Source organism: Burkholderia sp. PAMC 26561 (assembly GCF_001557535.2).
Classification (GTDB): Bacteria; Pseudomonadota; Gammaproteobacteria; order Burkholderiales; family Burkholderiaceae; genus Caballeronia.
This window is the reverse complement of record NZ_CP014310.1, coordinates 289,613-315,228: the sequence shown is the minus strand read 5'-3', so window position 1 is coordinate 315,228 and position 25,616 is coordinate 289,613. Positions and strand designations below refer to the sequence as shown.

Here is a 25,616-nt window from a genome sequence, read left to right as displayed (position 1 = left end):
CTTGGCTTTCCCGTTGCACACGGGGCAAGCCAGTTTAGAAATAATGCTGGACGCCGACGGCGATCACGCTTTGGTGATTGGTTGCCGCATCGGTTGGCGAAAGGCTGTAGATCTGCGCGGCGTAGCCATGCTTGGCACGTTGATAGTCGCAGGCCAGATAAACATCGGTTGTCTTGGAAAAGGCATAGTCCGCCACTGCTCCTACCTGGTTTCGCGTTCCTTTCAAAATGACGTTCTTCGCCTCGTTGTTGGGCTTTGAGTAGTAGTACGCAGCAGCTAATGAGAATGCGGGAGTGATGAGGTACTGCGCACCGAACTCGACCGTATCAACACGATCGCCCCTCGCGGTCCATTCCGCGTTGGTGTACACCGCCGCCAATCGAACCGGACCGATGTGATAGCGGGCTCCGCCACCGTAGACCCGATAGCTGCTCGAAGCGTCGGCTTCCTTGAGGTTGGTCCAGGCGGCAGCGACTTGCAGGTTGCCCTGCGCGTACTTGACGCCGGCACCCTGGGTGCTGCCATTTGAAAAAGCACCGGCTTGGCCGCCGAAACCGTAAATCCCGCCCAACGAGAAGCCACCGAGCGACGCGCTGCTGAGCTTGACCGAGTTATCGACGCGCGCACCACCGATCCGGTCGAAGTCGGTCGTACTGCCGTTGTTTCCAAGGAGAGCGTTTGCCGTCCCGGGGCGATGCATGTAAGACGTCGCATAGTTTGATGCGGCGATCGGCGCCAGGTCATACATGAAATCGTACTGGCGTCCCAGCATCACTGTTGCCCATGGCGACTTGATACCGACCCAGGCCTGGCGTCCAAAAAGTCTCGTGACCGCGGCTGTCGCCATGGCGCCGGTAGTGCTGGTTGTCCCTTGCCCGAACGTGCCATTGTTCGCGCTGAACCCATCTTCGAGTTGGAACACCGCGCTTAAACCGCCACCGAGATCCTCTAGTCCTTTGAAGCCGAAGCGATTGCCGTTAAAGATCCCACTCTGCTCCTGAGCTTGAGCGTGGCCGCCCACATTGCTCGCGTAGCTGATGCCAACATCCACAATTCCGTACAGCGTCACACTGCTTTGCGCGAATACGCTCGGTGCCATTGCGCATCCTATTCCTGCAACTACCGTGACCGATAACTTCTTCATCGCCGCGTCTCCTGTACTTTGTTGTTGCTGTTTTGTGTGCCGCTCGGTCAAGTGTTTATATCAATTTGTATCTTATTGACTCACGGTACAATTATCGACGTGATTCTTTACCTGGAATCTGCATCCGAGGTGGCCTCAGCGCTACGGCAGATATTTTCGCCAGATGCAGATCGGCTGTGCCTCACAATGTATCTAAATGCGATGAAATACAATGTAAGCGACAAACTTATGAAATGTCAGTCTCGTTAACCCGCAATGATGCAGCTGAAGTCAGGCGTGACGTAGCGCGTGGCAACCGGTGATTGAGATTGGTATCGCCTAGCGAAAGATCGGCGAAATTGGCCGACAAGGCGAGCTCGTGGAACACCGAATACCCGTTTCAGTCCAACTTCATCCGGCGCGTAGCCGGGCTCTACGCAGGTGTAGCGACTTGGCTCATAAATGCGCTTCAGGCTGGAGGCGATGACTCGCCTCTTGTTCCTCTTTTGCTTCCGCCCGAGCTTTGATCTTGCTCACAATGTCCAGATGCCGCCGTAAAAACGCAGCGGCATGATCCCTTGCTCCGCTTTCGATCATGTCAAGCAGTTCCAAATGCTCCTGACATTGCCGGATCAGCCGCGGCCGGTCAGTCGCTGCCTTGTACTCCATGAACCGGCGCAGCTGATTTTGCCGCTCAATGGCTTCGATGAAGAAACGGTTTCCCGAGCAACGCACCAGCATCTCGTGGAACTCCGAGCCATTCTTGAACAGCATGGACCTGGACAACTTGAAGATGTCGCCTTCCAGCATTTCCTGCTGGATCTTGCGCGCCTTCGCGAACGCGGCTTTGTCAACGCGGAAGCCCGTCTCCATGAGCGCGGCAGGCTCGATAGCCATCCGGAAACGATAGCTCTGTATATGCGCTTCGGTGTTATGCAAAAAAGGATTGATACGCCATCCCTGGCCCGGCTTTCGAGCGATCATCCCTTCGTTCGACAGGCGCGAGAGAACCTTGAGCAATTGGCCGCGCGGGATGTCGTACTTGCGCAGCAAAGCGGCCTCATAAAACTCTTCTGCGATATCGCCGTTTAGGCAATCGTCTGAAACGCGCAAATAGAAATCTTCAAGGGGGTCGACACCGAAGGGCAGTTTGCCGATGTCGATCCCATGCGCGTCGACCGCAAGAAAAATCCCGCGATTCGGCTCTTTCACCACGATTCCGAACGTTTCCAACAGCGCGAGCCCTCGCCTGACAGGCGTCCGGGAAAGCCCAAGTTCCGCCGCAAGGGCTTCTTCGCGCAGATGCTCGCCCGCAGGAAGCGCGCGAGTTCTCGCGATATCAATAATTTTTGCCGCCACTTGGTCGGCCAGGGCGCTAGTTGTCTCGTTTTTCATCGTAGAACAATTTCAGTGTTCACTGATAATTACCACAAACAGGGCTCAGATACGAGTCTCGCCATCTTCTGGCTGATATTTTAGCCGAGGGGGCGAGAGATAACATGGGCCTGCATCGGGTCTTCCCCGAGCCCTAAAAGTCTCTTAATGTACTAAAGTGCAATTAAATACAATTTAAGGTCGCTTCCTTATGACTAAACCAACACGTGTTTCATTGATCCACGCGACACCGCTCGCCATCGCCCCGATCGCCGAAGGTTTTAAGCGACTGTGGCCGCAGGCGAGCGTTTTCAACATCTTAGAAGATTCGCTCACGGCAGACCTCAAGGCGGCCAACGGAAACATCGCAGCGCTGGTCACGCGATTTTCTGCGTTAACGCGCTACGCGGTCGATTCCGGCGCGGATGGTGTCCTGTTTACCTGCTCGGCGTTCGGCCCTGCTATCGATGCGGCACGAGCGGGAGTCTCCGTGCCGGTTCTTAAGCCGAACGAGGCAATGATTTCTCAAGCGCTCGAACTGGGCTCGAAGATAGCGTTGATCGCGACCTTCGCTCCTTCTATTGCACCAATCACGGCGGAATTCGAAGACCTCGCACGACAAGCTTCAAAGACCATCGACTTGCGGAGTATCTGCGTGCCTGAGGCATGGGCAGCGCTGCAACAGGGCGACGCCGGAACACATGATCATCTGATCGCCCAGGCTTCTGCTGAAGCGGTGGATTGCCACGTCATTTGTTTCGCCCAATTTTCAATGACTAGCGCTTCGCCTGCTACACAAACCGCGTCGGGCCGACCGGTCCTCACCACTCCGGATAGCGCCGTGGCGAAGCTGAAAACGCTGCTCGCACCACACAGCTACTGATTCGAATTGATTCGAGCGTGCGCCCAAAATGCTATCAGGAGACAGTAGTGAGCTTTTCAATCCGCAAAGCGGTGAGTCCGCTCTATATTCAAGTGCTCATCGGGGTAGCGCTCGGTATCGCATTTGGTGCGATCGAGCCGAAGCTTGGCGTCGAAATGAAAATCTTTGCCGATGCGTTCATTAAGCTCGTCAAGATGATTGTGGCGCCTGTAGTCTTTGCGACGGTTGTCACCGGCATTGCGAAAATGGGCGACATCAAGACAGTGGGCCGCGTTGGACTAAAATCGCTGATCTACTTTGAGGCAGTGACAACCGCAGCGCTCGCGATCGGTTTGATAGTGGCTCACATGATGAACCCCGGCGGCGGCATGAACGTCGATCCGAGAACCTTGGACACCTCATCCGTGGCCGGATACGCAAAAGTCGCCAGGGATCAGACCGTTCAGGATTTTTTCATGCGCATTATCCCGGAGAGTTTCGTCGGCGCATTCGTGCACGGAGAGATTCTCCCGGTCGTCTTTATTGCGGTCCTGTTTGGTCTCGCGCTTGCCAATGCAGGAACAAAGGCAGCACTGCTTGTGAATATCGTCGATGAATTTCTTCACACCCTGTTCGGCGTGGTCGGCTTCATGATGAAGTTCGCGCCAATCGGCGCTTTCGGTGCGATCGCTTTTACCGTTGGCAAATACGGCCTTGGCAGCTTACTTGCGCTGGGGCATTTGATGCTGGCTTTTTATGTCACTTGTTTGATATTCATCTTCGTTGTGCTGGGGACAATACTGAAACTCTGCGGAATCAACGTCTTCCGCTTTCTCGCGTACTTGAAAACAGAAATATTGATTACGCTCGGCACATCGAGCGCGGAACCCGCCTTACCTCGCTTATTGGAGAAACTCGAGCGAATGGGATGCGGAAAATCGATCGTAGGCCTGGTAGTGCCAACCGGTTATGCGTTCAATCTGGATGGGGTATGCATCTACCTGACCATGGCCGTCGTGTTCATCGCTCAAGCCACGAATACGCACTTGACGCTGGGCCAGGAATTGGTCGTGCTTGCAATGGGGCTGTTTACGTCGAAAGGCATGAGCGGCGTTCCGGGCGGTGGATTTATAGCGCTCGCCGCCACCCTTTCCAGCGTCCACGTTCTGCCTTTGAGCGCCATTGCCCTGCTGGTCGGCATTGATCGGTTCATGGGCGAAGCGCGGTCAGTGACTTCCATTATTGGCAATGCGGTCGCCGCCGTGGTTATCGCAAAATGGGAGCATGCATTCGATCCGTCAAAAATGCGTGAGGCGCTTTATCATCAGAACGATGTGGAGGCTGAATTTTCTGATACATCAGTACCCGGAACGCCAATTCAATCGCCCATACAACGCGACATTGAGAGCCACGGCGTTGTGTCCGAAAAACCGCTTTGATAGTGTCGTCCGAAATAGCAACGTCAGGCTACGCTGCAAAAGTCAGAGGCTTCTCCAAATCTGGGACCCACCAAGTCTTGCCCTTGAACGGCGTCGCAGCTTAAAAGTCGGACGCGCTAAACTGCAGGTGCTGACGACTCGCAGAGAACGACAGTGTGGCGCGGTGCATTAATGGACAACAGTTGCCTGCTTTGATACAGGTGTCGATACCAAACCCAAAAACGGTAGTCTTCGGAGCGTGCGACCAGCAAAACTGAACTACCGTAGACGGGTGCAGTCAAATCCGGAGGCAGGGTTAGGCATCACGTTGGCAGCGATCGTCACGTTTCCGCTCTGCGTAGAATTGCAGCGGTTCCGGCATTTCTCGCATTTTTAGATCCCCGTTTAGCACGGCGACCCGAACCTGAACGAGCAGGTGCGCACCTTTATTGGTCCAGCGCATCTGCCGCTTCTTCGCACAGCGCAAGCTCACGATTTCATTGACCGCCGATTCCGCGATGCTGCTGATTGGCATGCCGCGCTGATAGCGCCATCCGTAGTTGACTATGTATCGACCGTGGACTCCAGGTACCAATACGTCCCACGGAGATTCCACCACAACGCCATGTGCGCCGAGTCTTCAGGTACAAGTCCGAACATGTCATGAATTTGCTTGAGCCTTTCGACGGCTTTGAAACCCTTGCCGTGCCATGTCAGCCATTCGGCGCGTGTCAAGGTACTTGTCGCCTCAGTCATGCAGCCAAAGGCTGTTTAAGTGTGGCGTGCGAGGCTATCGTGACGACTGACTCGCGCTCCGGATTGAGGGTGACGGCGCCGATTGGTGTCCAGTCTCGAGTGCAGCGTGACCAGCGTGCCGGGTTGCGTTCCCGCGCCTGGACATACACCTCGTGACGCGCCGCGAGGATCACGTGATCCTCGCCGTCGTGACGCTGCGCCGGGCTGACGTAGCGGATGCTGCTGTGGCGGTGGTCGAAGTTGTACCAATGCACGAAGTCGCTCGCCCAGTCGCGTGCAGCATTGAGATCGGCGAAGCCCGTGTTGGGGAACTCCGGGCGGTACTTGGCCGTGCGGAACAGCGCCTCGGCATACGGGATATGTGATCGATCACATATCCCCTACGCAGAGTCGCTGTTCCGGACCTGCAAGTACCGGCCCGACTATCCACGCAGGCCGTTCGGCAGCGTGGATGAGGCCCGTGCCTGGACGCAGAAATTCGTGCGTTGGTACAACCAGGAGCACAAACACAGCGGCCTGAAATTCGTCACGCCGGCGCAGCGCCACAACGGCGTAGCCGCCGCAGTGCTCGCGCAACGTGAAGCCGTTTATGCAGAGGCCAGGCAGCGCAATCCACAGCGTTGGTCCCGATCGACGCGCAACTGGAAATTGAAGGATGAAGTCTGGCTCAATCCGGAGCGCATGCATCTGGAAGAACTAAAGCAGTCCGCTTGAAGTGACGCGACAACTACGTTGACAACCGCCGCTAGCCGCACTCGTACTCTGACGTCGATCGCTAAGACTATGTGGCCTGGACTTGCGTAAGCCGACTTAATTTTGTCAACATTGTGCGTATAAAAGCGTCAATTCACATTTTCAGATTAAATTCCGGATTCTTGCCCTGGGTTTCCCCTAAGATCCTATTGGGCGAAAGCAAGGGACAGAGCCTTATCTTCGACGCTTTGCGTGATGTTCCAGAGAGTGATCGCCATGCGCCCTACTTTCCGGAACAGAGTTGGATTTCATATAGAAACGGGGCCGCAAGCAACAAACATTTACCCCGTGTTGACAAAGCATCTTTGATGGTCTTCGACAGACTTACCAATTGCTTCGTTATACGAATTACCTCGTAACGGTAGAGCCGGATGCGAACATCGCGTGATGCTCGCGGTTGTTCTACGTAAAAATGTGGGATACAGGTTGTCCAAAAATGAAAAATTATCTGTGTTATGAATAACGGTTACGTTTGATACGGTAATATCACTGTTCGGTATTTCCGCATTATTCGCGTCGGAAAATGCCGTTTGCTGCATGCCGGATTAGGCCGCTTAAGCTCTAAATTTGAATATCAAGCCGCTCCGATTCTCGCTCGGCCCGCTACGCCAGATGCGTGCTATCCGCATGGTGATACACGCCTACTAGCGATGACAATTTAAATTGTTGCCCCCACTGACTTCGGGGTTTGCAATGAACGCCAACTGACAGATTTGCGTCGCACTGATGCGAATTGATAGAATCATGTCGGTCCGAGTGGGCATAAATCTGTCTACATGGACGCCCCCCTTTGCGCCAGGTCTTTCAGTGCGTGACGGACAGGATGGGCTGCAGTTCTACATACGGCCTTATTGCAGCCTGCTTCGCTGCGGGCCCCTATGAAATCCGCGGATTCACGCCTCATTCAACTCACGAGCTCAGTGGCTCAGACAAATTTTCAGGCTTGGTGAATCCCAGGTCCGACCTGCTCTGTCATTACACTCAAATACCGCCGCAACTTTGGACACTCCATCCTTTCCTACAGCATCGTGCTTTTAAACTTGGTGTCAGATGGGTCGAACGCTCTTGTGACCCTTCTGATAAGGCTTTTGATGGGCGAGCACTGCCCATATAATTCGAGCCAATTTGTTTGCCATGGCTACTATGACGACATTTAGTGGACGCCGTAGTTTCATCTGTTCCACCCACGCCCCGGGCTCTTTGACATGATAGATAACGCTTCGAACGCCATGCACGAGTAACGTTCTGAGATAGGTATCGCCTCGCTTACTTATGCCGAGTAACGCTACCTTGCCTCCGGAGCCGCTCTGCGCGGAACAAGACCAAGCCACGCCGAGAACTCCCTGCCGGACTTGAACGTTCCTGCGTCGCCCATCGTTGCAACCGCCGCCGTCGCGCTAAGCAATCCGACGCCCGGGATGGCTGCAATCGCCTTGACGGCCTCATTGTTCTTCATCCATTCATTTAAACGCCGTTCAATCTGCGCGACTTGCCGATCGATCTCATCAACCCCGTTCCACTGCTCACGAAGCGTATCGATCAACATCATAGGCAACCGATCTGATAGTCGGGCGAAAACTCCGATTATGCCTTTCTCTAAAGCAGCGCGGCCAGTGCCGATGACTTCGCCGTATTCGGTGAGCAAGCCTCGCAGACTATTGATCTGCATCGTTCGAAATTTGATGAGCTGCTGACGCATCCTATGCAATGCTAGGACAGCTTGTTGAGACTCTGTCTTTATTGCCACAGGCTTGCTTTGCATCTGAGTCGCCATCCATATGGCACGTGCGTCGGCAGCATCGCTTTTGTTTGCAATATTGAACGCTTTCACGAACTTTGCCGGCATTAACTTTACCTGGTGACCCATCTGGACCAGTTGCCGCGCCCAATGTTGTGACCCGCTGCACGACTCCATTCCTATCAGACAAGGCGAGCGGTTAGCAAAATATTCGAGAAAAGCGGCTCGCTTTATCGGTCGATTCACGACCTCGCCAGTCCGAGGATCAACCCAGTGAACTTGCATCACGTTCTTTGCGATATCCACACCAACGGCGGTATGTGTCATGACGGATCCCCTTTGATTAACCGGCGAAGCTAATATGATCTACCCTATTTTGCATTTCTGTTGCGGCAGTGCCGTTAACGTCAAACACCACGTTAGGTGGGGAGCGTCCATATCATTCAACTCAAATCGCCCCCCATTGCTGTACATGGATTCCGGATTGACAGAATTCCGTCGAACGACGCTACCCGACGCATGTTGAAAGACCCCCGCGAGGTAAAGGTCGGTCCGCTTGGATAAAAAGTAGCACGCCCCCAGCGCTGCCTGATGGTATTGCACACTGTTCACGCCGTACCCCTTCGTAAAGTCATAGGCAATTCTAAAAAGCAAGGCAGGGATAACCTGATACTTTAAATTGAGTTCACGTTGGGGAATTTCGCGGATCCGCCTGTATATTCAACCGGATTCAAACCGACGCCAGCCTCGCCCCTCAATTTCTTGAATTGCGTGTTGCTGTAGGTCCCACCGATTGTCGCCGCCCCGATCGTATAGGCTCCCCCCGCTGCAAATACTTTTTGGCTCTTCGCGGACGCGTATCCGCTAATCACCACATTCGATCCAAAATTCGAACCGGTGGCGCTTGACTGAGCGCTGTTGCCAACAGCTGAAAAATTCGGGTCGATGATGTCCAAATAGCCTATGCCTAGCGTCAGCGGGCCTTGAACATAGCCCGCCCCCAATGACCATATCTCGTTGCGCGAGTACTGACCGGCGATTCCGCCCAAGCTATACAAGCCGCCAAATTTCAGGCCGGAATAGTTTGCGCTCGTGTATTTAATCGCATTATTGATGCGGTTCGAGTTGTTCATGTTGTCGAGGTCGCCAGGGTGCGCGGCAAAGTAGGTTGCCCACTGACTCCCGGCTTCCAGGCCACCGATATAGTCGACGACCGAGTCGTACTGACGACCGAGCGTGACGGTGTCATAGGGACTTGACAAACCCACATAGGCGGAACGGCCGAACTCGTCTCCCGCTTGGGATAACGAACCCTTCATCACGTTAAATCCATTCAGTCAACGCGAAATAGAGCTCCACTTCGAATTCCGATAATCGAGCGGGCAGGCGATCCTGTCCAAAATGACGAAATTCCAGGCCTGGCATCTCCGCCTCCCGTCAAGGTGGCGCAACCTGTAATCGGGGGGCGGTTATGTCATCGCAGACGCTTTTTGAGCATTTGGACAAAAGTCGGAACCCCTTGGCAGCCTATAAATTAAGGTGCTTCAGAGAAAACCGCCAGATTTAGCACGAAAAGGACGAATACCCCATGATCTCGACCAGCATACAGGAAAATACACACCCGCCGCCTTTAATGACTCCGGGCGCGGAAATGCCCCCTTCAGTCCGCTAAGAAGACCGGACTCCGGTGACGTCTTTCCCACTATCTACGCAGCTAGCACAATGCGCGGCGCCATCATGGAGACCGTCCTGCACGACGTGCCGGTTCCGGCTTCAAGATACATACACGATATTGAGCGTGATCTCGTCTCGAACCTTCACATGAGTTCGATCGAAGTACAGGAGCTCCGTCTAATAAACCTCACCTCGGCCGGTTTGCGGACGGCAGGTCTGAAGCATTCGGAGCTGTTCGATGGCAACAAGCAGGACTACCCACGCACGCGTGAATGGGCGGCGTGGTTCTGGGCGCACTATCCGGACGCGCAAGGTCTTATCTGGATATCGAAGCAGGATAACTAGTCGAAGGCGGTCATGTTGTTTGGTGACCGGATGAGCGAGCCTATTGCAGACCTGGATAACTCGTCGCACATCAGGGACAACGAGAATTTGATCATCGAACTGCTCGTGGAGATGGCGCTTCGGTGTCGCCGACCGCGTAGATAGCCCGGCTTTCGCTTACCCGCTCATATCAGGACGCCGCCAATGCCCGCAATGCAAACCGCTTCAGCTTGCCCGTCTCGGTGCGAGGCAATGCGTCAATAAACTCGATCGCGCGCGGATACTTATACGGCGCGATCTGTTCCTTCACGAAGTTCTGCAACTGGACCACGAGCGCGTCACTCGCTACAAATCCTGCGCTAAGAACAACAAATGCCTTGGCAATTTGTCCGCGCTCGTCATCGGCCACGCTAACCACGCCGCACTCTGCCACCGCTTCATGTATCAGCAGCGCGCTTTCTACTTCCGGGCCCGAAATGTTATAGCCCGCCGAGATAATCATGTCGTCGGCACGGGACTGATAATAGACGTAACCATCGCCATCGATTCGCACTGAATCGCCCGGAAGATTCCATCCATCGCGGACAAACTTATGCTGCCGCGGGTCGCTCAGATAACGGCAACCGGTCGGACCTTTGACCGCGAGCATGCCGACCTCGCCAATGGGCACGGGCTGCATATTGTCATCCACTGCCTGCACTACGTAGCCTGGCACAGCGCGCCCGATCGCCCGGTCGCGCGCCTGCGCTTCGGCGGTCGACACGAAGATGTGGATCATTTCAGTGCTGCCAATGCCATCGATCATTTGCAAACCCGTGGCTTGCCGCCAAAGCTTGCGTGTGGCGTCGGGCAACGCCTCGCCCGCGGAGACACTTTTTCCGAGCGTCGATAAATCAAAACGCGAAACAAGTCCCGCCATTTGCCGATAGAACGTCGGTGCCGTGAACATGATGGTTGCGCGAAAACGCTCGACCACTTGCAGCAGCGTCTCCGGCGTCAACTTCTCGATCAATACCGTCGATGCGCCTGCGCGTAACGGAAAGCACAACAAGCCACCCAGCCCAAACGTGAACGCGAGCGGCGGCGTGCCGCAGAATATATCGTCGGCGGTGGGCTTTAGGATATGGCGCGGAAACAGATCGCCCATCGCCATCACATCGCGGTGAAAGTGCATGCAGCCCTTCGGCATTCCAGTTGTGCCGCTAGTGAACGCGATCAGGCAGACGTCGTCCGCAGCGGTATCGACCGCTGTATAGTCGGCAGGTTGAAGCGCGGCGATGGTATCGACGGAATCGGGGCCATCGTCGTGAAAGAGCTTTGTTTGCAGTAGGTTTTCGCAAAAGTATGTGCTCGATGGATCGCTGCATTGCGTGAGCTCATCGACCAGACGCGCGTCGCATAGCGCCGCCGAGACCTGTGCTTTATCGATGATCTGCTTCAGCTCCTTGGCACGCAAAAGCGGCATGGTGGGCACCACCACGAGCCCCGCCTTTAACGACGCAAGCCACGCGATCGCCATGTGCAGCGTGTTCGGTCCGCGCAGCAGGATACGGTTACCCGGCACCAGTCCCATCGCTCCGGTCAGCACGTGCGCGGTCTGGTTCACGCGCGTCCGCAATTCGCTATAGGTGGTCGCGTGCGGAGCGCCATCGAAGTCGGACCAGATCGCAGGTCGCGCGCCCTGCTCGCGCTCCGGATGGTCATCGATGATCCGGTCGAGCAATTCGACCGCGCAATTCAGGCGCACCGGATAAGAGACGTCGGGGTTGTCGAGCAGAAACTCCGGCCATTCGCTGGACGGCGGCAGGTTGTCGCGGGAAAACGTATCGACGTGAGCCGATAATTCCATGATGAGCTCCGAGTACAACGAAGTAAGCGACTAGCTTAACGACAAGACAAGCGGCGTTAGTCAATCCGGAATAACGGCGGTGGCTTCGATCTCCACCTTGGCTTCGTCTTCAATGAGCGCGACCACTTGCACAGCGCTCATCGCGATGTCGTAATTGCCGATCAGTTCCCGAAACGCACTGCCTACGTCCCTCAGCGCAGCGACGTATTCACGCTTGTCGATCACGTACCAGGTTAAACGCACAAGATGTTCCGGGCGCCCGCCTGCCGCGTCGAGCACCGCAACTATGTTGGCCAGCGCCTGGCGCGCTTGTGCTGCGAAGTCGCTGCTCTGGAAGTGGCCTTGCGCGTCCCAGCCAATCTGTCCTGCTACGAAGACCTGCGTGCCGCGCGCGGCAACCCCATTTGCATATCCGCGCGGCTTGACCCAGTTGGCTGGGAGCAATGCTTTTTTCATGACCGCGTCTCCTTGAGTTCGTCCTTAAGTTCGTCTTTTACTTCGGCTAGCGCTGCGGGGTTGAAGCGCGTCAACGCGGTGCGTATGTCGTCGGGAATATCGATCGACGTTCCGGATTCAAGCGAGGTTGTCACCAGCACCTGACGCGCAATAAAGCGCGTTTCACCATGCAACCGTGCGTCAATCACAATGCCGACAGAACGAGCACCAATCCGATCAAGTGTCAGCGACAGCACAAGCGTGTCGCCCATCTGACTTGGCTTTGAAAACGTGCAATCGAGCTTCACGATCGGCAGGCCGACGCGGCGCTTACTCATCATCGCCCCGTAGTCGATGTCGAGTGCTTCGTTGAACCAGTCCTCGACAAGCGCGTTGGTCATCACAAGGTACTGCGGGAAAAATACGATGCCGGCAAGGTCGCAATGCGAAAAACGGACGCGCACCGGCCGCTCGAAATGGGTCGATGTTTCCATCACGCGTTCCTTGCCGCATGCGCCTTGAGCAGGTCGCGCCCGACAATCAACTGCTGCACTTCGGTCGCGCCTTCATAGATGCGCAGCGCGCGGATCTCCCGATACAGCTGCTCGACCACCGCACCGCTTTGCACGCCGCTGCCACCCCACAATTGCACGGCCGCATCGATAACCTGCTGAGCGCCCTCGCTCGCATGCCACTTCGCCAGCGCAGCTTCACGCGTAACCGATTTACCGGAATCTCGCATCCACGCCGCCCGATAAACAAGCAACGCGGAGCTGTCGATAGTGAGCGCCATGTGCGCCAGTTTCGCCTGCGTCAATTGAAAGTCGCCCAGCGTCTGCCCGAACATCTTGCGCGACGCCGCGCGTTCGATCCCTTCGCTCATGGCTCGCCGCGCGAAGCCTAGCGACGCTGCCGCAACGGACGTGCGGAAGATGTCGAGCGTGCGCATCGCAAGCTTGAAACCTTCGCCGCGATTTCCCAATAAAGCGGTTTGCGGCACGCGCGCGTTTTCGAACGAAAGGCGCGCTAAAGGATGCGGCGCGATCACATCGAGGCGCTCGGCAATGCGTAGTCCTGGGGTAACCGCATCGACGATAAATGCGCTGATGCCACGCGCGGCCGCCGCCTCGCCGGTACGCGCAAACACCACGTAAAAGTCCGCGATGCCGCCGTTTGAGATCCACGTCTTCTCGCCGTCGAGCACATAAGAATCATTTTCCTCACGCGCACTGAGCGCGAGCGCCGCAACGTCAGAGCCGGCGTCCGGTTCCGTCAGTGCAAACGCCGCGATAGCCTCGCCGCTTGCCACCCGCGGCAGATAGTGCTGTTTTTGCGTTTCGTTGCCGGCAAGCGAAATGGCGCCAGATCCAAGTCCTTGCATCGCGAGCGCGAAGTCCGCGAGACCACTATGGCGGGCAAGCGTTTCGCGCAGCAGGCAAACGGCGCGCGTGTCGATGGTGTCGCCGTATCCGCCATAAGCCGTGCCGCCTACGCCATAACGCAACCAGCCAGCCGCGCCGAGTTCACGTACAAGACGACGGCAGATTGCGTCGACGTTCGAATGATTGGCATGCGTATCACCGAGATGTTTCGATGCCCACGCGTCAACACGCGCGCCGAGTTCACGATGCCGTTCTTCGAAGAACGGCCAAGTGAGGGCATCGTGGAAAGCGGGAGATGACGTTTGGGGATTGGCCAACTCAGTCTCCCTCGAACACGGGTCGCGTCTTCGCAGCGAATGCGCGATACGCGCGCCCGAAATCATTCGTTGCCATGCAGATAGCCTGCGCCTGCGCTTCGGATTCGATGGCATCGTCGATGCTCATGTTCCACTCCTGATGCAGCATCTTCTTCGTGATGCCATGCGCGAAGATGGGTCCCGATGCAAGATCCAACGCGAGCGATTGCGCTTCGCGCAAAACGTCGTCGGGTTCGCATAGACGGTTATAAAAGCCCCATGCGAAACCTTCGTCGCCACTTGCGGAACGTCCGGTGAAAAGCAGTTCGGCCGCTCGTCCCTGACCAATGATGCGCGGCAAGATCGCGCATGCGCCCATGTCGCAACCCGCCAGTCCCACACGGGTGAACAAGAACGCAAGCTTGCTTCGCGCAGTGCCCAGGCGCATGTCCGAAGCCATCGCGAGGATTGCGCCCGCGCCCGCGCAGATGCCATCTACGGCCGCAATAATCGGTTGCGGGCAATGGCGCATCGCCTTGACGAGGTCGCCGGTCATGCGCGTGAACATGAGCAGCTCGGGCATGGGTAGATCGACAAGCGGCGCGATGATGTCGTGCACGTCGCCACCTGAGCAGAAGTTGCCTCCGGCGCCATGGATGACGATGCTCTTGACATCGGTGGCGTAAGCAAGCTGGCGGAACAGGTCGCGCAACTCCGCATACGATTCGAACGTCAGCGGATTCTTGCGCTCGGGCCGATCAAGCGTGATCGTGCCAACGCCTTGCTCTACGGCCCAGCCAAAGTGCTTCGCGCGATAGTCGCCAAGTGTGGTGCGGTTACCGGCAAAAAGCGAGTTGGTTGCGTCGTTCATCAACTGTCCGTTCATCGAACGTCTCCGTATTTAATTGGGTCGTCAGGCTTCACGAATCCGTGCGCTCGCGCAAGTGCTGCTTGAGCTTGCCCAGCTTCTGATGCATGCGTGCCTTGTCCGACAGCGGCAAGCAGCCGAACAATTCGACGACCCATTGTTCATGTGCACGCGCCATCCGATCGAACGACTCGCGGCCATGCGCGGTGAGGCGCACGGCAAACGAACGGCGGTCGTTCGGATCGGTATCGCGCACGACAAATCCTTCCTTCTCCAACTGGTCCGTGAGACCCGTCACGTTGCCGCCGGTGACCATGAGACGTCGCGAAAGCTCGCTCATCTTCAGGCCTTCAGGATGGCGCTCGAGTTGCGCCATCATGTCGAAGCGCGGCAGCGTGGTGTCGAATTCGGCGCGCAGGCGGCGGCGCAGTTCAGCCTGCACAAGATTGGTGGTGGTCAGCATGCGCAGCCATAAGCGCAGTCCCATGTGACTGTCGACACCGGTACTCATCTCAAGGTCGACAACGTTGCCGGTGGCCTTGGACTTTTCGGGCGCGGCAGTTTTAACCGTCCGGGCAGCAGGCTTGTTCACATTACTTCTCCACCTGAAATGGAAATGGTCTGACCGGTAATCGATCGTGACTCCGGCAAGCACAGCCACAACGCAGAACTGGCGACTTCATCCGGCGTCACGAAGCGACGTTGCGGATTCGATCGCAGCAGTGCTTCGCGTGCCTCGTCCTCGCTACGTCCGGTCTGCGCAACGATCTTTTCTATCGACTGTTCGAGTAGACCTGTTTCCGTATAACCGGGACACACGGCGTTGACGGTCACACCACGCGTGGCAACTTCCAGCGCCAGCGAACGCGTCATTCCGATCACTCCATGCTTGGCCGCGCAATAGGCGGCAACGTACGCATAACCGACCTGACCCGCAGTACTCGCTACGTTGACAATGCGCCCGCTGCGACGCTCAAGCATTGCGGGCAAGACCTCTTGCGTGCAGAGGAACACGCCTGTCAAATTCACATCAAGCATGCGTTTCCACAGCGTGAGATCGGTCTTTCCGAACGGCGCTGCTTCGGCTTGTCCGGCGTTATTGACGAGGATGTCGATAAACCCATGTTCGCGCGCAGCAGCAAACGCCGCGACGACGGAATCGGCGGACGTGACATCGACGCACTGCACATGAACGGTTCCCGCTTCGCTCAGGACTTCAGCCTGATAAGCGAGACGCGCCGCATCCCGGCCCATCAACGTGACCTGCGCACCGGCGCTCACCAGCACATGCGCTACTGCAGCGCCAATGCCGCTTCCGCCGCCTGTGACCACGGCGCGCTGGCCTGTGAGCGGCTTCGTATTCGTGTTCATCCCTGTGTTCATGCTTCGCCCTCCGCATGCTGCGCGCGCTCGCGTTCATAACCTCGCTCGAGTTGCGACTTCGCGGCGAAATATTGCTTGGGCCAGGCGATATCGACGTAACCAATCTTCGCGGCCTGATCGAGCGTCCACGAAGGATTGGCAAGATGCGGACGCGCCACCGCGCAGAGGTCGGCGCGACCCGCAGCAATGATGCTGTTCACGTGGTCCGCTTCCGAGATCGCTCCGACCGCGATGGTCGCAATGCCTGCTTCGTTACGCACGCGATCCGAGAAAGGCGTCTGGAACATGCGGCCATAGACCGGCCTCTCTTCCTTGCTCACCTGTCCCGACGATACGTCAATCATGTCCGCGCCTGCCTCCTTGAATGCTCGTGCGATCAGCACGGCGTCGTTAGGCGTGATGCCGCCCTCAACCCAATCGTGCGCCGAGATACGCACCGAAATGGGCTTGTCCTTGGGCCACGCTGCGCGGATCGCGTTGAACACTTCGATTGGGAAACGCAGACGGTTTGCGGCCGAACCACCGTATTCATCGTCGCGTTGATTGGTAAGCGGAGAGAGAAAACCGGACAGCAGATAACCGTGGGCGCAGTGCAGTTCAAGCCAGTCGAAACCAGCGCTCACCGCAAGCTCGGTTGATCGCACGAACTGCGCCTTGATCTCTTGCAGATCATCCGTGGATGCTGCGCGCGACCATTGACTGATGCCTTTCAAATACTGCTGCCGCGACGCCGACACGATAGGCCAGTTGCCCTCATCGAGTGGCTTGTCTATTCCTTCCCAACTGACGCGCGTGGATGCCTTCGCGCCGGCATGACCCAACTGAATGCCAATCATTGCATCGCTCTCACGATGCACGAAATCGACAATGCGCCGCCACGCGTCACGTTGCGCGTCGTTGTACAGACCGGGACATCCCGGCGTAATTTGGCCTTCGGGCGAGACGCAGGTCATCTCGGTCATCACCAATGCCGCGCCGCCCATGGCGCGCGCGCCTAGATGCATCAAATGGTAGTCACCCGCAATGCCATCGACCGCCGAGTACTGGGCCATGGGAGAGACAACCACGCGGTTCTTCAACGTCACGCCGCGCACGGTGAAGGGCGTAAACATTGGCGGGACGGAACGCTTGCTGCTGTCTATATCGAGTCCCGAACGCTGTGCGATCCAGTTTTCAAACTCAGCGAGGTACGCGGCATCGCGTGAACGCAGGTTTTCATGAGAGATGCGCTGCGACCGCGTGAGCAACGAATAAGCAAATTGCTCCGGTTCGAAAGACGCATAACGGTCCACGTTTTCGAACCATTCGGTGGAGTTGCGCGCGGCGTTCTGGATGCGCAGGACATCGACGCTGCGTACGTCCGTATAGTGCTCGAGCGCGGCGGGAAGATCGCACGGATGCGCCGCCATGCTGTTCGTCAGTTCGATTGCATCTTCAAGCGCGAGCTTGGTGCCGGAGCCGATCGAGAAGTGCGCCGTGTGAGCGGCATCGCCCATCAGGACCACGGGCGTCACGCTGCCATCGCCATTCGTGCGGTTATGCACCCACCTTTCATTCACGATGCGCGGAAACCGGATCCATTGCGATGAGCCGCGCAAATGTTGCGCGTTGGACTTGAGGGAGTGGCCATCGAGGTACTTGGCGAAGAGCCGTTCGCAGAATGCGATGCCGTCCTCCTTGCTCATTTCATCCAGGCCGGCTGCACGCCAGACCCGCTCGGGCGCTTCCACGATAAACGTCGACATGCGGTCGTCGAAACGATACGCATGCGCCTGGAACCAGCCGAATTCGGTCTTCTCGAACGCGAACGTAAAGGCATCGAAGAGCTTTTCGGTGCCGAGCCAGACGAAGCGGCAATCACGCAAGTCGATGTCGGGCTTGTAGGTGGCCGCGTACTTGGTGCGCACGATGCTATTGGCGCCGTCGCACGCAATGATGAGGTCGGCGTCGTAGGTTTCGTCGCTGGTCACTTGCGTTTCGAACACTAGCTTCACGCCAAGCGCCTCGGCACGCTCCTGAAGAATGTTCAACAGGCGCTTGCGGCCGATGCCGCAGAAACCGTGTCCGGAGGAGCGCTGCGTGCGGCCGTTGATATGGATGTCGATGTCATCCCAATGATTGAATGCATCGAGAATGGCTGCCGCGCTTGCCTCGTCCGCACGCTGCAGGTTGCCGAGCGTCTGGTCGGAGAACACCACGCCCCAGCCGAACGTGTCATAGGGACGATTTCGCTCCACTACCGTCACGTCGTGAGCGGGATTTTGCTTCTTCATCAGCAAGCCAAAGTACAGACCCGCGGGGCCGCCACCAATACAAACGATGCGCATAGAGCGCTCCAGGCTGAAGAGTCAGTTTTAATTTAGGCCTATATAGTTTAGGTGTCAAGTACATTTGTGAATTTTGGTGGGCGAGCGTCTGACCGAGAGATGACGGCGCGCAATCTAAAACGCTTGCACAACAAATGTTGTTATCACCGAGATATGCCGCTAAATCCTGCTTAGAGGGCCATCACACAACGCTCGGCGGCCGGTCGGCATTTCAACTAAAGTTGTTATCTAATGAGCGGTTTCAACCAAAACTGTTATCTACTAGTCGCGAATCTTTCAATTCGATTGCTGGACCAGCCAAGCGACTTGTTGTAGGTCAGAAGGCCGGTTCCCCGTCCAGCAAGCGCCCGAACGCAATCTAGATCCACGCGCCGGTGCACATGCGCCCACGCCATAGCAGTAGTAACAACTTTAGTTGAAATCTATTAACAACATTAGTTGTGTGAACGATGAAAATTGCGAGGATAAAAGACCAATTTCAATGCTATTAAGATAACTATCCTTATCCTAATAGCAGTTCCTTTACGCTAAACTCGTGCTTATGGAAATGCACGAACCTTTGATATATCCCCAATTATCGGGACAAACTAACGATTTGCCCGGTGACGACGCACTTGCCGCCTTGCGATGCTGGTATGAAGGTGTGCCCACACGTGAGGCGGTCGTTCGTTACCTTCCTCATCGGCTCACCCACGGCACATCCGCACGCGGCGTGCTAAGTATGATTCGGCGTCAACTCGTACGTTGTGCCCTCGCCCGCCATCGCGACGACCTTGCCAAACTCTTCGGTCACCGTACCGCCGAACGCGTCAAGCACGCACGGCTTGTTGCAAAGGGCATCGAGGCCCTTCGGGTCGCAACTCTGGCGATACCTTCGATCACTGACGACATTGCCCGCTGGCTGCCGCCTCGCGCTGTGCACGCGCTTCACGCTCACGGCATCACGACGCTCGCCGAACTCACGCTTCGCATCCCGCGCCGCAAGCAATGGTGGACGGTGATTCCGAAGCTCGGACAAGCCAGCGCCAAACACATCGAAGCGTTCTTTGCCGCCCACCCAGCGCTCACCGATCGCGCCCGTGCATTGATTAAGTCCACCGGCTCGCCCATCGTGGTGCCATGGGAGAACGTGCGCCTTCCGCATGAAATCGACGGATCGTGTGGCGTCTTCAGAGCACCGCGAGAAAGCTGCGCGCTCGACGCGAACAATGACTACGACGCAGTGCAAACGTGGTTGTCGCTGCACGAGTCGCCCTCGACGCAACGCGCCTATCGGAAGGAAGCCGAGCGACTCATTCTGTGGGCGATCGTCGAACGAGGCCGGGCACTCTCTTCATTGACCACCGAAGATGCCATTGCTTATCGCACATTCCTGCGCCGGCCCACGCCCCGTGATCGATGGGTCGGTCCAACGCGTACGCGAACTTCGTCACAGTGGCGGCCCTTCACGGGCAACCTGGCGCCGCGCTCGGTGGCCTATTCGCTGATGGTTCTAGGCGCGCTGTACCGATGGCTGATCGAGCAACGGTATGTGCTGGCGAACCCGTTTTCTGGTGTGAAGGTGAAAGGTACGGAGCGCGCCGCGCTCGATGCGTCGCACGCATTCACAGAAGGCGAGTGGCAACTGTTGCGCACCGTTGCCGACGGGCTCGAGTGGTCGTATGGCTGGAAACCTGCAGCGGCCCAGCGGCTGCGCTTCGTGCTGGACTTCGGCTATGCCACGGGGTTGCGCGCAAGCGAGCTTGTGAACGTGACGCTCAAAGACATCCGCACCGATGCACATGAAGATCATTGGGTCGAACTCGTCGGCAAGGGCCAGAAAGCAGGAAAAGTGGCGCTGCCGCCCCTTGCTCGCAGGGCGCTGGAACGCTACTTGGTGGAACGCGGCTTACCCGTCTCCCCAGAGCGCTGGACCCCCGGAACTGCGTTGATTGCCGGCCTGAATGAAAGCGATCGTCAAGGGCTGAGCACCGTGCGGCTGTGGGCGATTATGAAACGGTTTTTTGAGACGGCAGCGGCCCTGATCGAGGCGGAAAAACCGGCATTTGCGGTAAAACTGCGGCTGGCCGGCCCGCACTGGATGCGGCATACGCACGCGACCCATGCGCTCACACGCGGCGCGCAACTGACATCGGTTCGGGATAATCTGCGTCATGCGTCTATAACGACAACGTCCACCTATCTGCACAGTGACGAGGTGGAACGGGCTCGACAGTTCCGGGATGCATTTAAGGCGGTCTAGTCCGCATTGTTCAATTCAAAGCCTATTCTATTTATGCCGCTCAACCCACAGTCCTCGCTCACCAGGCTCTTCAATGCGCCCATCAGATCCGGAGCGCTCATATGGATCGGCGTGCGGCCCGAGCGGCGGTTGGTCATGCGCCCGGTCGATGAAACCATGCTAGACCCGCACGTCGGGCTGGAAAGCGATCACTACAGTCGCGATTCGGGAAAACGGCAAGTCACCCTCATCCAGGCCGAGAGTCTCGCGGCTATCGCAAGTCACCTGGGACTGGAAACGCTCGCGCCAGAGGTTCTCCGTCGCAATCTGGTGACGCGCGGCATTAATCTGTTGGCGTTGAAAGACCGCAAGTTTGGCATCGGTGATGCAATGCTCGAGATGACAGGCGAATGTCATCCCTGCTCGCGTCTAGAGGAAACGCTTGGCGTGGGCGGATATCACGCGACGCGAGGTTTTGGTGGCATAACGGCGAAGGTCCTAACAAGAGGGCGCATAGGCGTAGGCGAAGCCATCGCGCGTATCGACGAGTGATTCCTCAGCCGCTTGCCTAGGAGTGTCGTATTCGCGATCATTGAGCTGTATGCCAGCAACGTCGAAGGGAAAAGACAATTTTGATTTGCTGGCGGGCTCAGCACTCCGAGACGTGAGCCCTTCTCCGCCTCTTTCTCTCGCTTAGCCCGACCGCATTGCCAGCTCTTTGATGACAAATCGCCGCTGCCGACACGTCCCATTGTTCCTGTGATGAAGACACCAGCCGACCAGACCGTTAGTAGAGTTTTTTGCCCGGCTTTTTGGCAACCGGTTTCTATGATGGCCGTGATCGACCCTCAGCTGCCGCTCGCACTGAAGCGACGCCGATGGCAGGTTTCGGATGTAGACGGGTCGCTCGTCTTTTGCATAAGCCGAACAAGCGACCGGGCTTACTAACTGCCATCCGATCGCATCGAATCAGTTTTGGCAGCCGCAGCGTTTGAATTTATCTTCCAGGCACGACGCAGGATCTTGCGCCACCAAAATGGCCGAGGGTCAGCGAGCATGCTCAGCGCTCGGGAGTAGTCAAGAACCGGCCCTGGCGTCCACGCCATCGTTAGAGCGCGCTTGCGGATCTGGGCAGCAACCCAAAGTTCCGGCGTAAAGAACAGCCGCACGAAGGCGCCCCAACCAACGCTATTGCCATATAAGCGCCCGACTGCACCATCAAGTGCGGCCTCAAGCGCGTATGCAACCGAACTCGAACAGTTCCGATGAGTAAGGTTGTATGTCGTATTTTGCCGGTAGTGATCCCAGAACGCTTGCAGTTTTGCAGGGTCATAGTTGCGAATGCGAACCCGAATGGTAGGGGACACCACGCTTTCGATTCGTATGGGTAACTTGGCTGAAATACCCCCGCAACATTGTTGTCCGGCGTCACGCGTAGCAGCCTTGAGAATTCATCGGGAGACCGGTCTATTTCCGCCGCAGGATAAAGTCTCACATAGACACCTTCGGGTGTCTCCAAAGCTGCATGACCTGTCGAGATCACTCCGTTCTTATCCACTGCTGCAATATAACGATCGATCACCGGATAGTTCCGTGGTTCACCTTTGGAGGAACCTGTCGGGGTCCAGACATGCACCGTGAGAGCATCCTCGCCATCAAGCGGTGGACCGTCCCATGCGGTTTGATTAGACGCCGGCAGGACAGTGGACGGCACGGCTGCTGGACGTAACATGGACTTGTTTGAAGTTGCGAAGGCCGGATTGCGCACCATGTTGCGAACACGCGCGCCCACAAGCAATGTATTCCCACCAATAAACACAAAGAGCGCGGCAAGGCACCATGGCATTGTTCCGTAGTAGTGTGTCGGATAGGGTTGATAGACAGAGATCGCAAATAGTATTTCCAGTACTCCCCATGTAAATGCAGCGCGCCATCGACGATGGCGAATTACCCACGCGGAAGTACATTGCAGCACACCATCAGCAAGAAAAAACGTGCCGGATAGCATCGCGAGGATGAAATCGCCGTGATGGTGCCCCGCGAAAATGAGGACGGCCGCAAGCATCATTGCCGTTCCTCTTACAAAACGAAGAACGCGCTGCCCTCCAACGCCGACCGATGCGGCCGCCATCGCGATAAATCCGTCAATCAGCAGAAACCAAGCGAGAGGCGCGAAAGGGAACGAGATGGCATTGTCCAGTGCATCAATAAACAACCCGATCCCGACCAGAATCCAAATCACGCCGAGCACGAGGAAAACCGGCCAACGTTTCTGATCAAATTCACACCTAGAACCAGCAGCACCAGTCGAAACATGAAGACTTTTCTCCACGAAGATGTCAGTCTGGAGTCGAAAGCACGCTCGCTAGGCGCCGCCAGAGTTAGCCCACCCCTTCATAAGCTAGCAATTCATGCACATACAAGGTCGCACTCGCAATGGCTGTTCTCGAAGAATATCAGACGCCTGTGCGTCACCCTTCCTCGCTCGGCGGTGACCGCCTGCGGCCGGCCAAGCGTGCGCTTGCCGGCCGCCGTCGTTCAGACTTCCGTCTGCTCGGCCATCTCGAGTGCATCGTCTACCTCGATCCCAAGGTATCGCACGGTGCTTTCAATTTTTGTATGGCCCAACAGCAATTGCACGGCGCGCAGATTCTTGGTGCGTCGATAGATCAACGACGCTTTCGTGCGTCGCATGGTGTGCGTGCCATACGCGCTGTCATCGAGTCCGATCGACGCGATCCAACGATGAACGATTCGCGCATACTGGCGCGTCGAGACGTGCGCCGAAGCATGCAGCCGACTTGGAAACAAATAATCGGCAGGCTTTAATCCCCGCGCCGAGATCCAGGCAGAGACACGGCGGGCTCAAAATTGAAGCGCAACACCAAAGCGTATAAGGTGTTGTAATGCATAAAGCAAATCAGTACGAGCAGTTGCAAGCTGAGGAACGTCTGGAGATTGCGAGCCTACGTCAACGGGGTTCTAGTATTCGGGCCATGGCCCGAATACTCGGGCGCTCGGCCTCTACCCTTAGCCGCGAGCTCAGGCGCAATAGCTCAGTGCTTGGTTATGTCCCAGCAGCGGCGCACGCACTCAGTTTGGCCCGACGATCCAACAGTGCGGGTGCGCCCAAACTCGGGCCTCACAGCGCTTGCTGGAGGGTCGTCCTTACGCTGCTCGAGTGGCGTTGGTCGCCTCAGCAAATCTCTGGAGTCCTCAAGCGTATGTTCCCAAACGATCCGACTTTGCAGGTCTCGCACGAAACGATTTACACCACTATCTACGCCCACCCAGGCGGCGAACTACGGCGTCAACTCATTGCTTGTTTGCGTCGTGCTCATCGCGCCCGTATGTCGCGTACACGGGGTAGTGATCGCCGCTGGCAAATTCCAAATATGGTCAGCATTCACGTGCGCCCACCTGAAATAGAGGATCGCGTGATGCCAGGGCACTGGGAGGGCGACTTCATTAAAGGCGAAGGCAATCGCTCCTCTGTGGGCGTGTTGGTGGAGAGAACCAGCCGTCTCGTGCTGCTGGCTAAGATGGACGATGCCACAGCCGAATCTGCACTGGCTGGCTTCTCTGCCAAGCTCAACTCGATCCCCGAGCACTTGCGTCACAGCTTCACTTACGACCAGGGGCGCGAACTCTCACGGCATCAAGAACTTGCCGCTCAAACAGGCGTGAACGTATATTTTTGCGATCCACACAGCCCGTGGCAGCGAGGAACTTGTGAAAATACCAACGGCCTGTTGCGCGAGTACTTGCCCAAAGGCACCGACCTTTCCGTCCATAGTCAGGCCGACCTCGACGTCATTGCAGACAGCTTGAACAACCGCCCTCGTGCTACGCATGCGTTTCATTCACCATTTGAGGTATTTGCCGCGACACTGAAAGCAGCGGATCTAGCAACGTCATCTAAACATTAGACCAGTTGTTGCACTTCGACTTGAGACCGCCCACTTTGACGGGTCTGCTCCGTGATTTCAAACTGCACCGGTCTATGTGTTTTTTGCTGCATGAAGGTCGCGCGAGCTACGACATGACCTCCCATGTAGACGTCCTGCACTTGCAGTCGCGTCAGATCGCACGCGCGAAGCTTGCTGTCGATCGCAAGGTTGAAAAGCGCCAACTCGCGAGCGTTGGAAGACATCTGGAGCCTCGTCCGAATTGCCCAAATCTCACGGAGCTTCAACGGCGGCTTCTGACCGGTCAGCCTTCCCTTGTTCCAAGGCGCCCGGCGGGCGTCGGAGGAATTAAGCGTTTCCATGACAAACTCCTCTTCAATGAAGGGAGCTTGATTCTGCGCCTTGGGAATGGTCACCCGTGCGCGACGTGACCGGACGCACGGTGGCTGCGATCAGCGTGACCGGCACCAGCGAGTACACCGACGAAACGCTGACGAAGCAACTCGTGTCGGTGGTGCGACGCGTCGCGCGGGCGATCAGCGAGTGGCTGGGCGGGCGGCAGGAAACAGGCGGGCGCGGCCGGGCGGGCGGCATTCGCTTACATCAGGCGAAGCACGATTCTCTGAAGGAGGGCCGGCAGATCGCGCCGCGCGTCCACCACGAGGTGAATGAAAACCATGTCGCCTCGCACCTGATAAATGACTCGGTTCTTGCCGGAAAGGACCTGAGGAAAACCGTCTTCGAGCACGCCCTCAAGCTCGCAGGCAAGTGCCCGGTGTCGGGGAATCGGCGAATCTGCTGGATCACATCTTGAATCCGCGATGACGTCTGTCGCCACGTGTCCCATCCAACAGCCCGGACAAGGTAGCTTCGCAGTTCGTCGACGCTGATTCGACGCTGATACGTGCGCTCGGCAAGATCCGGT

At 56.9% G+C, this 25,616-nt stretch carries 20 protein-coding genes and 7 pseudogenes; 8 read left to right on the top strand and 19 right to left on the bottom strand.

The annotated features are described in order from the left end of the window. Positions 1-34: 34 nt before the first annotated feature. Both AXG89_RS32010 and AXG89_RS32005 read right to left on the bottom strand, forming a co-directional pair. Positions 35-1,144, bottom strand: a complete 1,110-nt coding sequence (locus AXG89_RS32010) for a porin (RefSeq protein WP_082771692.1) — start codon at positions 1,142-1,144, stop codon at positions 35-37. A 435-nt stretch (positions 1,145-1,579) separates the two neighbouring features. Next, the gene (locus tag AXG89_RS32005) at positions 1,580-2,518 is read right to left on the bottom strand and encodes a GntR family transcriptional regulator (RefSeq protein WP_062174632.1); all 939 of its coding nucleotides are present in this window, start codon (positions 2,516-2,518) and stop codon (positions 1,580-1,582) included. A gap of 190 nt (positions 2,519-2,708) precedes the next feature. Here AXG89_RS32005 and AXG89_RS32000 point away from each other — a divergent pair, with 190 nt between their 5' ends. Next, positions 2,709-3,380 carry an aspartate/glutamate racemase family protein gene (locus AXG89_RS32000; RefSeq protein WP_062174630.1) on the top strand — a complete coding sequence of 224 codons (672 nt, stop codon included), beginning with the start codon at positions 2,709-2,711 and terminating at the stop codon, positions 3,378-3,380. 47 nt (positions 3,381-3,427) lie between these two features. After that, a complete protein-coding gene (dctA, locus tag AXG89_RS31995) occupies positions 3,428-4,798 on the top strand; it encodes a C4-dicarboxylate transporter DctA (protein WP_086386546.1) in 1,371 nt (456 codons plus the stop codon). Positions 4,799-5,093: 295 nt separating this feature from the next. On the opposite strand, the pseudogene AXG89_RS43790 reads toward dctA, so the two are convergent. The 3 genes and pseudogenes from AXG89_RS43790 to AXG89_RS31980 form a co-directional block, all read right to left on the bottom strand. After that, positions 5,094-5,345 (bottom strand): annotated as a pseudogene (locus tag AXG89_RS43790) (hypothetical protein); the annotation flags it as partial. Further along, positions 5,342-5,512 carry a hypothetical protein gene (locus AXG89_RS31985; RefSeq protein WP_162916183.1) on the bottom strand — a complete coding sequence of 57 codons (171 nt, stop codon included), beginning with the start codon at positions 5,510-5,512 and terminating at the stop codon, positions 5,342-5,344. The gene AXG89_RS31985 and the pseudogene AXG89_RS43790, both read right to left, overlap by 4 nt. A gap of 17 nt (positions 5,513-5,529) precedes the next feature. Next, positions 5,530-5,889, bottom strand: a pseudogene (locus AXG89_RS31980) (integrase core domain-containing protein); the annotation flags it as partial. A gap of 22 nt (positions 5,890-5,911) precedes the next feature. On the opposite strand from AXG89_RS31980, the pseudogene AXG89_RS31975 reads away from it, so the two are divergent. Then, positions 5,912-6,247, top strand: a pseudogene (locus AXG89_RS31975) (integrase core domain-containing protein); the annotation flags it as partial. A 1,085-nt stretch (positions 6,248-7,332) separates the two neighbouring features. Here AXG89_RS31975 and AXG89_RS31970 read toward each other — a convergent pair. The 3 genes and pseudogenes from AXG89_RS31970 to AXG89_RS31965 all read right to left on the bottom strand — a co-directional run bounded on the left by AXG89_RS31970 (position 7,333) and on the right by AXG89_RS31965 (position 9,343). Further along, a pseudogene (locus tag AXG89_RS31970) lies at positions 7,333-8,351 on the bottom strand (IS110 family transposase). 39 nt (positions 8,352-8,390) lie between these two features. After that, the gene (locus AXG89_RS45100; RefSeq protein ID WP_442861773.1) at positions 8,391-8,678 is read right to left on the bottom strand and encodes a hypothetical protein; all 288 of its coding nucleotides are present in this window, start codon (positions 8,676-8,678) and stop codon (positions 8,391-8,393) included. 20 nt (positions 8,679-8,698) lie between these two features. Then, a complete protein-coding gene (locus AXG89_RS31965) occupies positions 8,699-9,343 on the bottom strand; it encodes a porin (protein ID WP_062174623.1) in 645 nt (214 codons plus the stop codon). Between the two features lie 220 nt (positions 9,344-9,563). On the opposite strand from AXG89_RS31965, the gene AXG89_RS31960 reads away from it, so the two are divergent. Then, a complete protein-coding gene (locus AXG89_RS31960; protein ID WP_162916181.1) occupies positions 9,564-10,043 on the top strand; it encodes an RES family NAD+ phosphorylase in 480 nt (159 codons plus the stop codon). A gap of 169 nt (positions 10,044-10,212) precedes the next feature. On the opposite strand, the gene AXG89_RS31955 is transcribed toward AXG89_RS31960, so the two are convergent. The 8 genes from AXG89_RS31955 to AXG89_RS31920 are packed head-to-tail and all read right to left on the bottom strand — an operon-like array spanning position 10,213 to position 18,562. Beyond that, positions 10,213-11,871, bottom strand: coding sequence for an AMP-binding protein (locus tag AXG89_RS31955; protein WP_062174620.1), 1,659 nt, complete (start codon positions 11,869-11,871; stop codon positions 10,213-10,215). 60 nt (positions 11,872-11,931) lie between these two features. Continuing rightward, positions 11,932-12,327 (bottom strand): RidA family protein, encoded by a 396-nt coding sequence (locus AXG89_RS31950; RefSeq protein WP_062174618.1) that lies wholly within the window; start codon positions 12,325-12,327, stop codon positions 11,932-11,934. Next, a complete protein-coding gene (locus AXG89_RS31945) occupies positions 12,324-12,800 on the bottom strand; it encodes an acyl-CoA thioesterase (protein WP_062174616.1) in 477 nt (158 codons plus the stop codon). The genes AXG89_RS31950 and AXG89_RS31945 overlap by 4 nt, the downstream gene beginning before the upstream one ends. Further along, positions 12,800-14,005, bottom strand: a complete 1,206-nt coding sequence (locus AXG89_RS31940; protein WP_062174614.1) for an acyl-CoA dehydrogenase family protein — start codon at positions 14,003-14,005, stop codon at positions 12,800-12,802. Before AXG89_RS31940 ends, AXG89_RS31945 begins: the two co-directional genes overlap by 1 nt. A gap of 1 nt (position 14,006) precedes the next feature. Next, entirely contained in the window at positions 14,007-14,855 is an 849-nt protein-coding gene (locus AXG89_RS31935; RefSeq protein ID WP_062174894.1) for an enoyl-CoA hydratase family protein, read from the bottom strand. A gap of 49 nt (positions 14,856-14,904) precedes the next feature. Continuing rightward, complete coding sequence (locus AXG89_RS31930) at positions 14,905-15,444, bottom strand: MarR family winged helix-turn-helix transcriptional regulator (protein ID WP_062174612.1); 540 nt, start codon at positions 15,442-15,444, stop codon at positions 14,905-14,907. Continuing rightward, entirely contained in the window at positions 15,441-16,223 is a 783-nt protein-coding gene (locus AXG89_RS31925) for an SDR family NAD(P)-dependent oxidoreductase (protein ID WP_062174610.1), read from the bottom strand. Before AXG89_RS31925 ends, AXG89_RS31930 begins: the two co-directional genes overlap by 4 nt. An 8-nt stretch (positions 16,224-16,231) precedes the next feature. Further along, positions 16,232-18,562: a bifunctional salicylyl-CoA 5-hydroxylase/oxidoreductase gene (locus AXG89_RS31920; RefSeq protein WP_062174608.1), complete on the bottom strand. Its 2,331-nt coding sequence runs from the start codon at positions 18,560-18,562 to the stop codon at positions 16,232-16,234. 541 nt (positions 18,563-19,103) lie between these two features. Here AXG89_RS31920 and AXG89_RS31915 point away from each other — a divergent pair. Further along, positions 19,104-20,804 carry a site-specific integrase gene (locus tag AXG89_RS31915; RefSeq protein WP_062174606.1) on the top strand — a complete coding sequence of 567 codons (1,701 nt, stop codon included), beginning with the start codon at positions 19,104-19,106 and terminating at the stop codon, positions 20,802-20,804. Between the two features lie 135 nt (positions 20,805-20,939). Next, positions 20,940-21,335 carry an MOSC domain-containing protein gene (locus AXG89_RS31910; RefSeq protein WP_335672008.1) on the top strand — a complete coding sequence of 132 codons (396 nt, stop codon included), beginning with the start codon at positions 20,940-20,942 and terminating at the stop codon, positions 21,333-21,335. A gap of 392 nt (positions 21,336-21,727) precedes the next feature. Here AXG89_RS31910 and AXG89_RS31905 read toward each other — a convergent pair. Together AXG89_RS31905 and AXG89_RS31900 are read right to left on the bottom strand one after the other, a co-directional pair. Continuing rightward, positions 21,728-23,099 (bottom strand): annotated as a pseudogene (locus tag AXG89_RS31905) (HdeD family acid-resistance protein). Positions 23,100-23,321: 222 nt separating this feature from the next. Next, a pseudogene (locus AXG89_RS31900) lies at positions 23,322-23,639 on the bottom strand (tyrosine-type recombinase/integrase); the annotation flags it as partial. Positions 23,640-23,689: 50 nt separating this feature from the next. On the opposite strand from AXG89_RS31900, the gene AXG89_RS31895 reads away from it, so the two are divergent. After that, the gene (locus AXG89_RS31895) at positions 23,690-24,712 is read left to right on the top strand and encodes an IS30 family transposase (protein WP_062174602.1); all 1,023 of its coding nucleotides are present in this window, start codon (positions 23,690-23,692) and stop codon (positions 24,710-24,712) included. Between the two features lie 2 nt (positions 24,713-24,714). Here the strand turns inward: AXG89_RS31895 and AXG89_RS31890 are convergent. Next, a pseudogene (locus tag AXG89_RS31890) lies at positions 24,715-25,053 on the bottom strand (integrase); the annotation flags it as partial. 56 nt (positions 25,054-25,109) lie between these two features. On the opposite strand from AXG89_RS31890, the gene AXG89_RS43785 reads away from it, so the two are divergent. Then, positions 25,110-25,505, top strand: coding sequence for a hypothetical protein (locus AXG89_RS43785; RefSeq protein WP_062174600.1), 396 nt, complete (start codon positions 25,110-25,112; stop codon positions 25,503-25,505). The last annotated feature ends 111 nt before the right edge of the window (positions 25,506-25,616 follow it).

What these genes read in the sequence shown, in the direction of transcription:
- AXG89_RS32010 (WP_082771692.1), bottom strand. Translation starts at nt 1,144, where the DNA reads ATGAAGAAGTTATCGGTCACGGTAGTTGCAGGAATAGGATGCGCAATG.
- AXG89_RS32005 (WP_062174632.1), bottom strand. Translation starts at nt 2,518, where the DNA reads ATGAAAAACGAGACAACTAGCGCCCTGGCCGACCAAGTGGCGGCAAAA.
- AXG89_RS32000 (WP_062174630.1), top strand. Translation starts at nt 2,709, where the DNA reads ATGACTAAACCAACACGTGTTTCATTGATCCACGCGACACCGCTCGCC.
- AXG89_RS31965 (WP_062174623.1), bottom strand. Translation starts at nt 9,343, where the DNA reads ATGAAGGGTTCGTTATCCCAAGCGGGAGACGAGTTCGGCCGTTCCGCC.
- AXG89_RS31955 (WP_062174620.1), bottom strand. Translation starts at nt 11,871, where the DNA reads ATGGAATTATCGGCTCACGTCGATACGTTTTCCCGCGACAACCTGCCG.
- AXG89_RS31950 (WP_062174618.1), bottom strand. Translation starts at nt 12,327, where the DNA reads ATGAAAAAAGCATTGCTCCCAGCCAACTGGGTCAAGCCGCGCGGATAT.
- AXG89_RS31945 (WP_062174616.1), bottom strand. Translation starts at nt 12,800, where the DNA reads ATGGAAACATCGACCCATTTCGAGCGGCCGGTGCGCGTCCGTTTTTCG.
- AXG89_RS31935 (WP_062174894.1), bottom strand. Translation starts at nt 14,855, where the DNA reads ATGAACGACGCAACCAACTCGCTTTTTGCCGGTAACCGCACCACACTT.
- AXG89_RS31925 (WP_062174610.1), bottom strand. Translation starts at nt 16,223, where the DNA reads ATGAACACGAATACGAAGCCGCTCACAGGCCAGCGCGCCGTGGTCACA.
- AXG89_RS31920 (WP_062174608.1), bottom strand. Translation starts at nt 18,562, where the DNA reads ATGCGCATCGTTTGTATTGGTGGCGGCCCCGCGGGTCTGTACTTTGGC.
- AXG89_RS31915 (WP_062174606.1), top strand. Translation starts at nt 19,104, where the DNA reads ATGGAAATGCACGAACCTTTGATATATCCCCAATTATCGGGACAAACT.
- AXG89_RS31910 (WP_335672008.1), top strand. Translation starts at nt 20,940, where the DNA reads ATGCGCCCGGTCGATGAAACCATGCTAGACCCGCACGTCGGGCTGGAA.
- AXG89_RS31895 (WP_062174602.1), top strand. Translation starts at nt 23,690, where the DNA reads ATGCATAAAGCAAATCAGTACGAGCAGTTGCAAGCTGAGGAACGTCTG.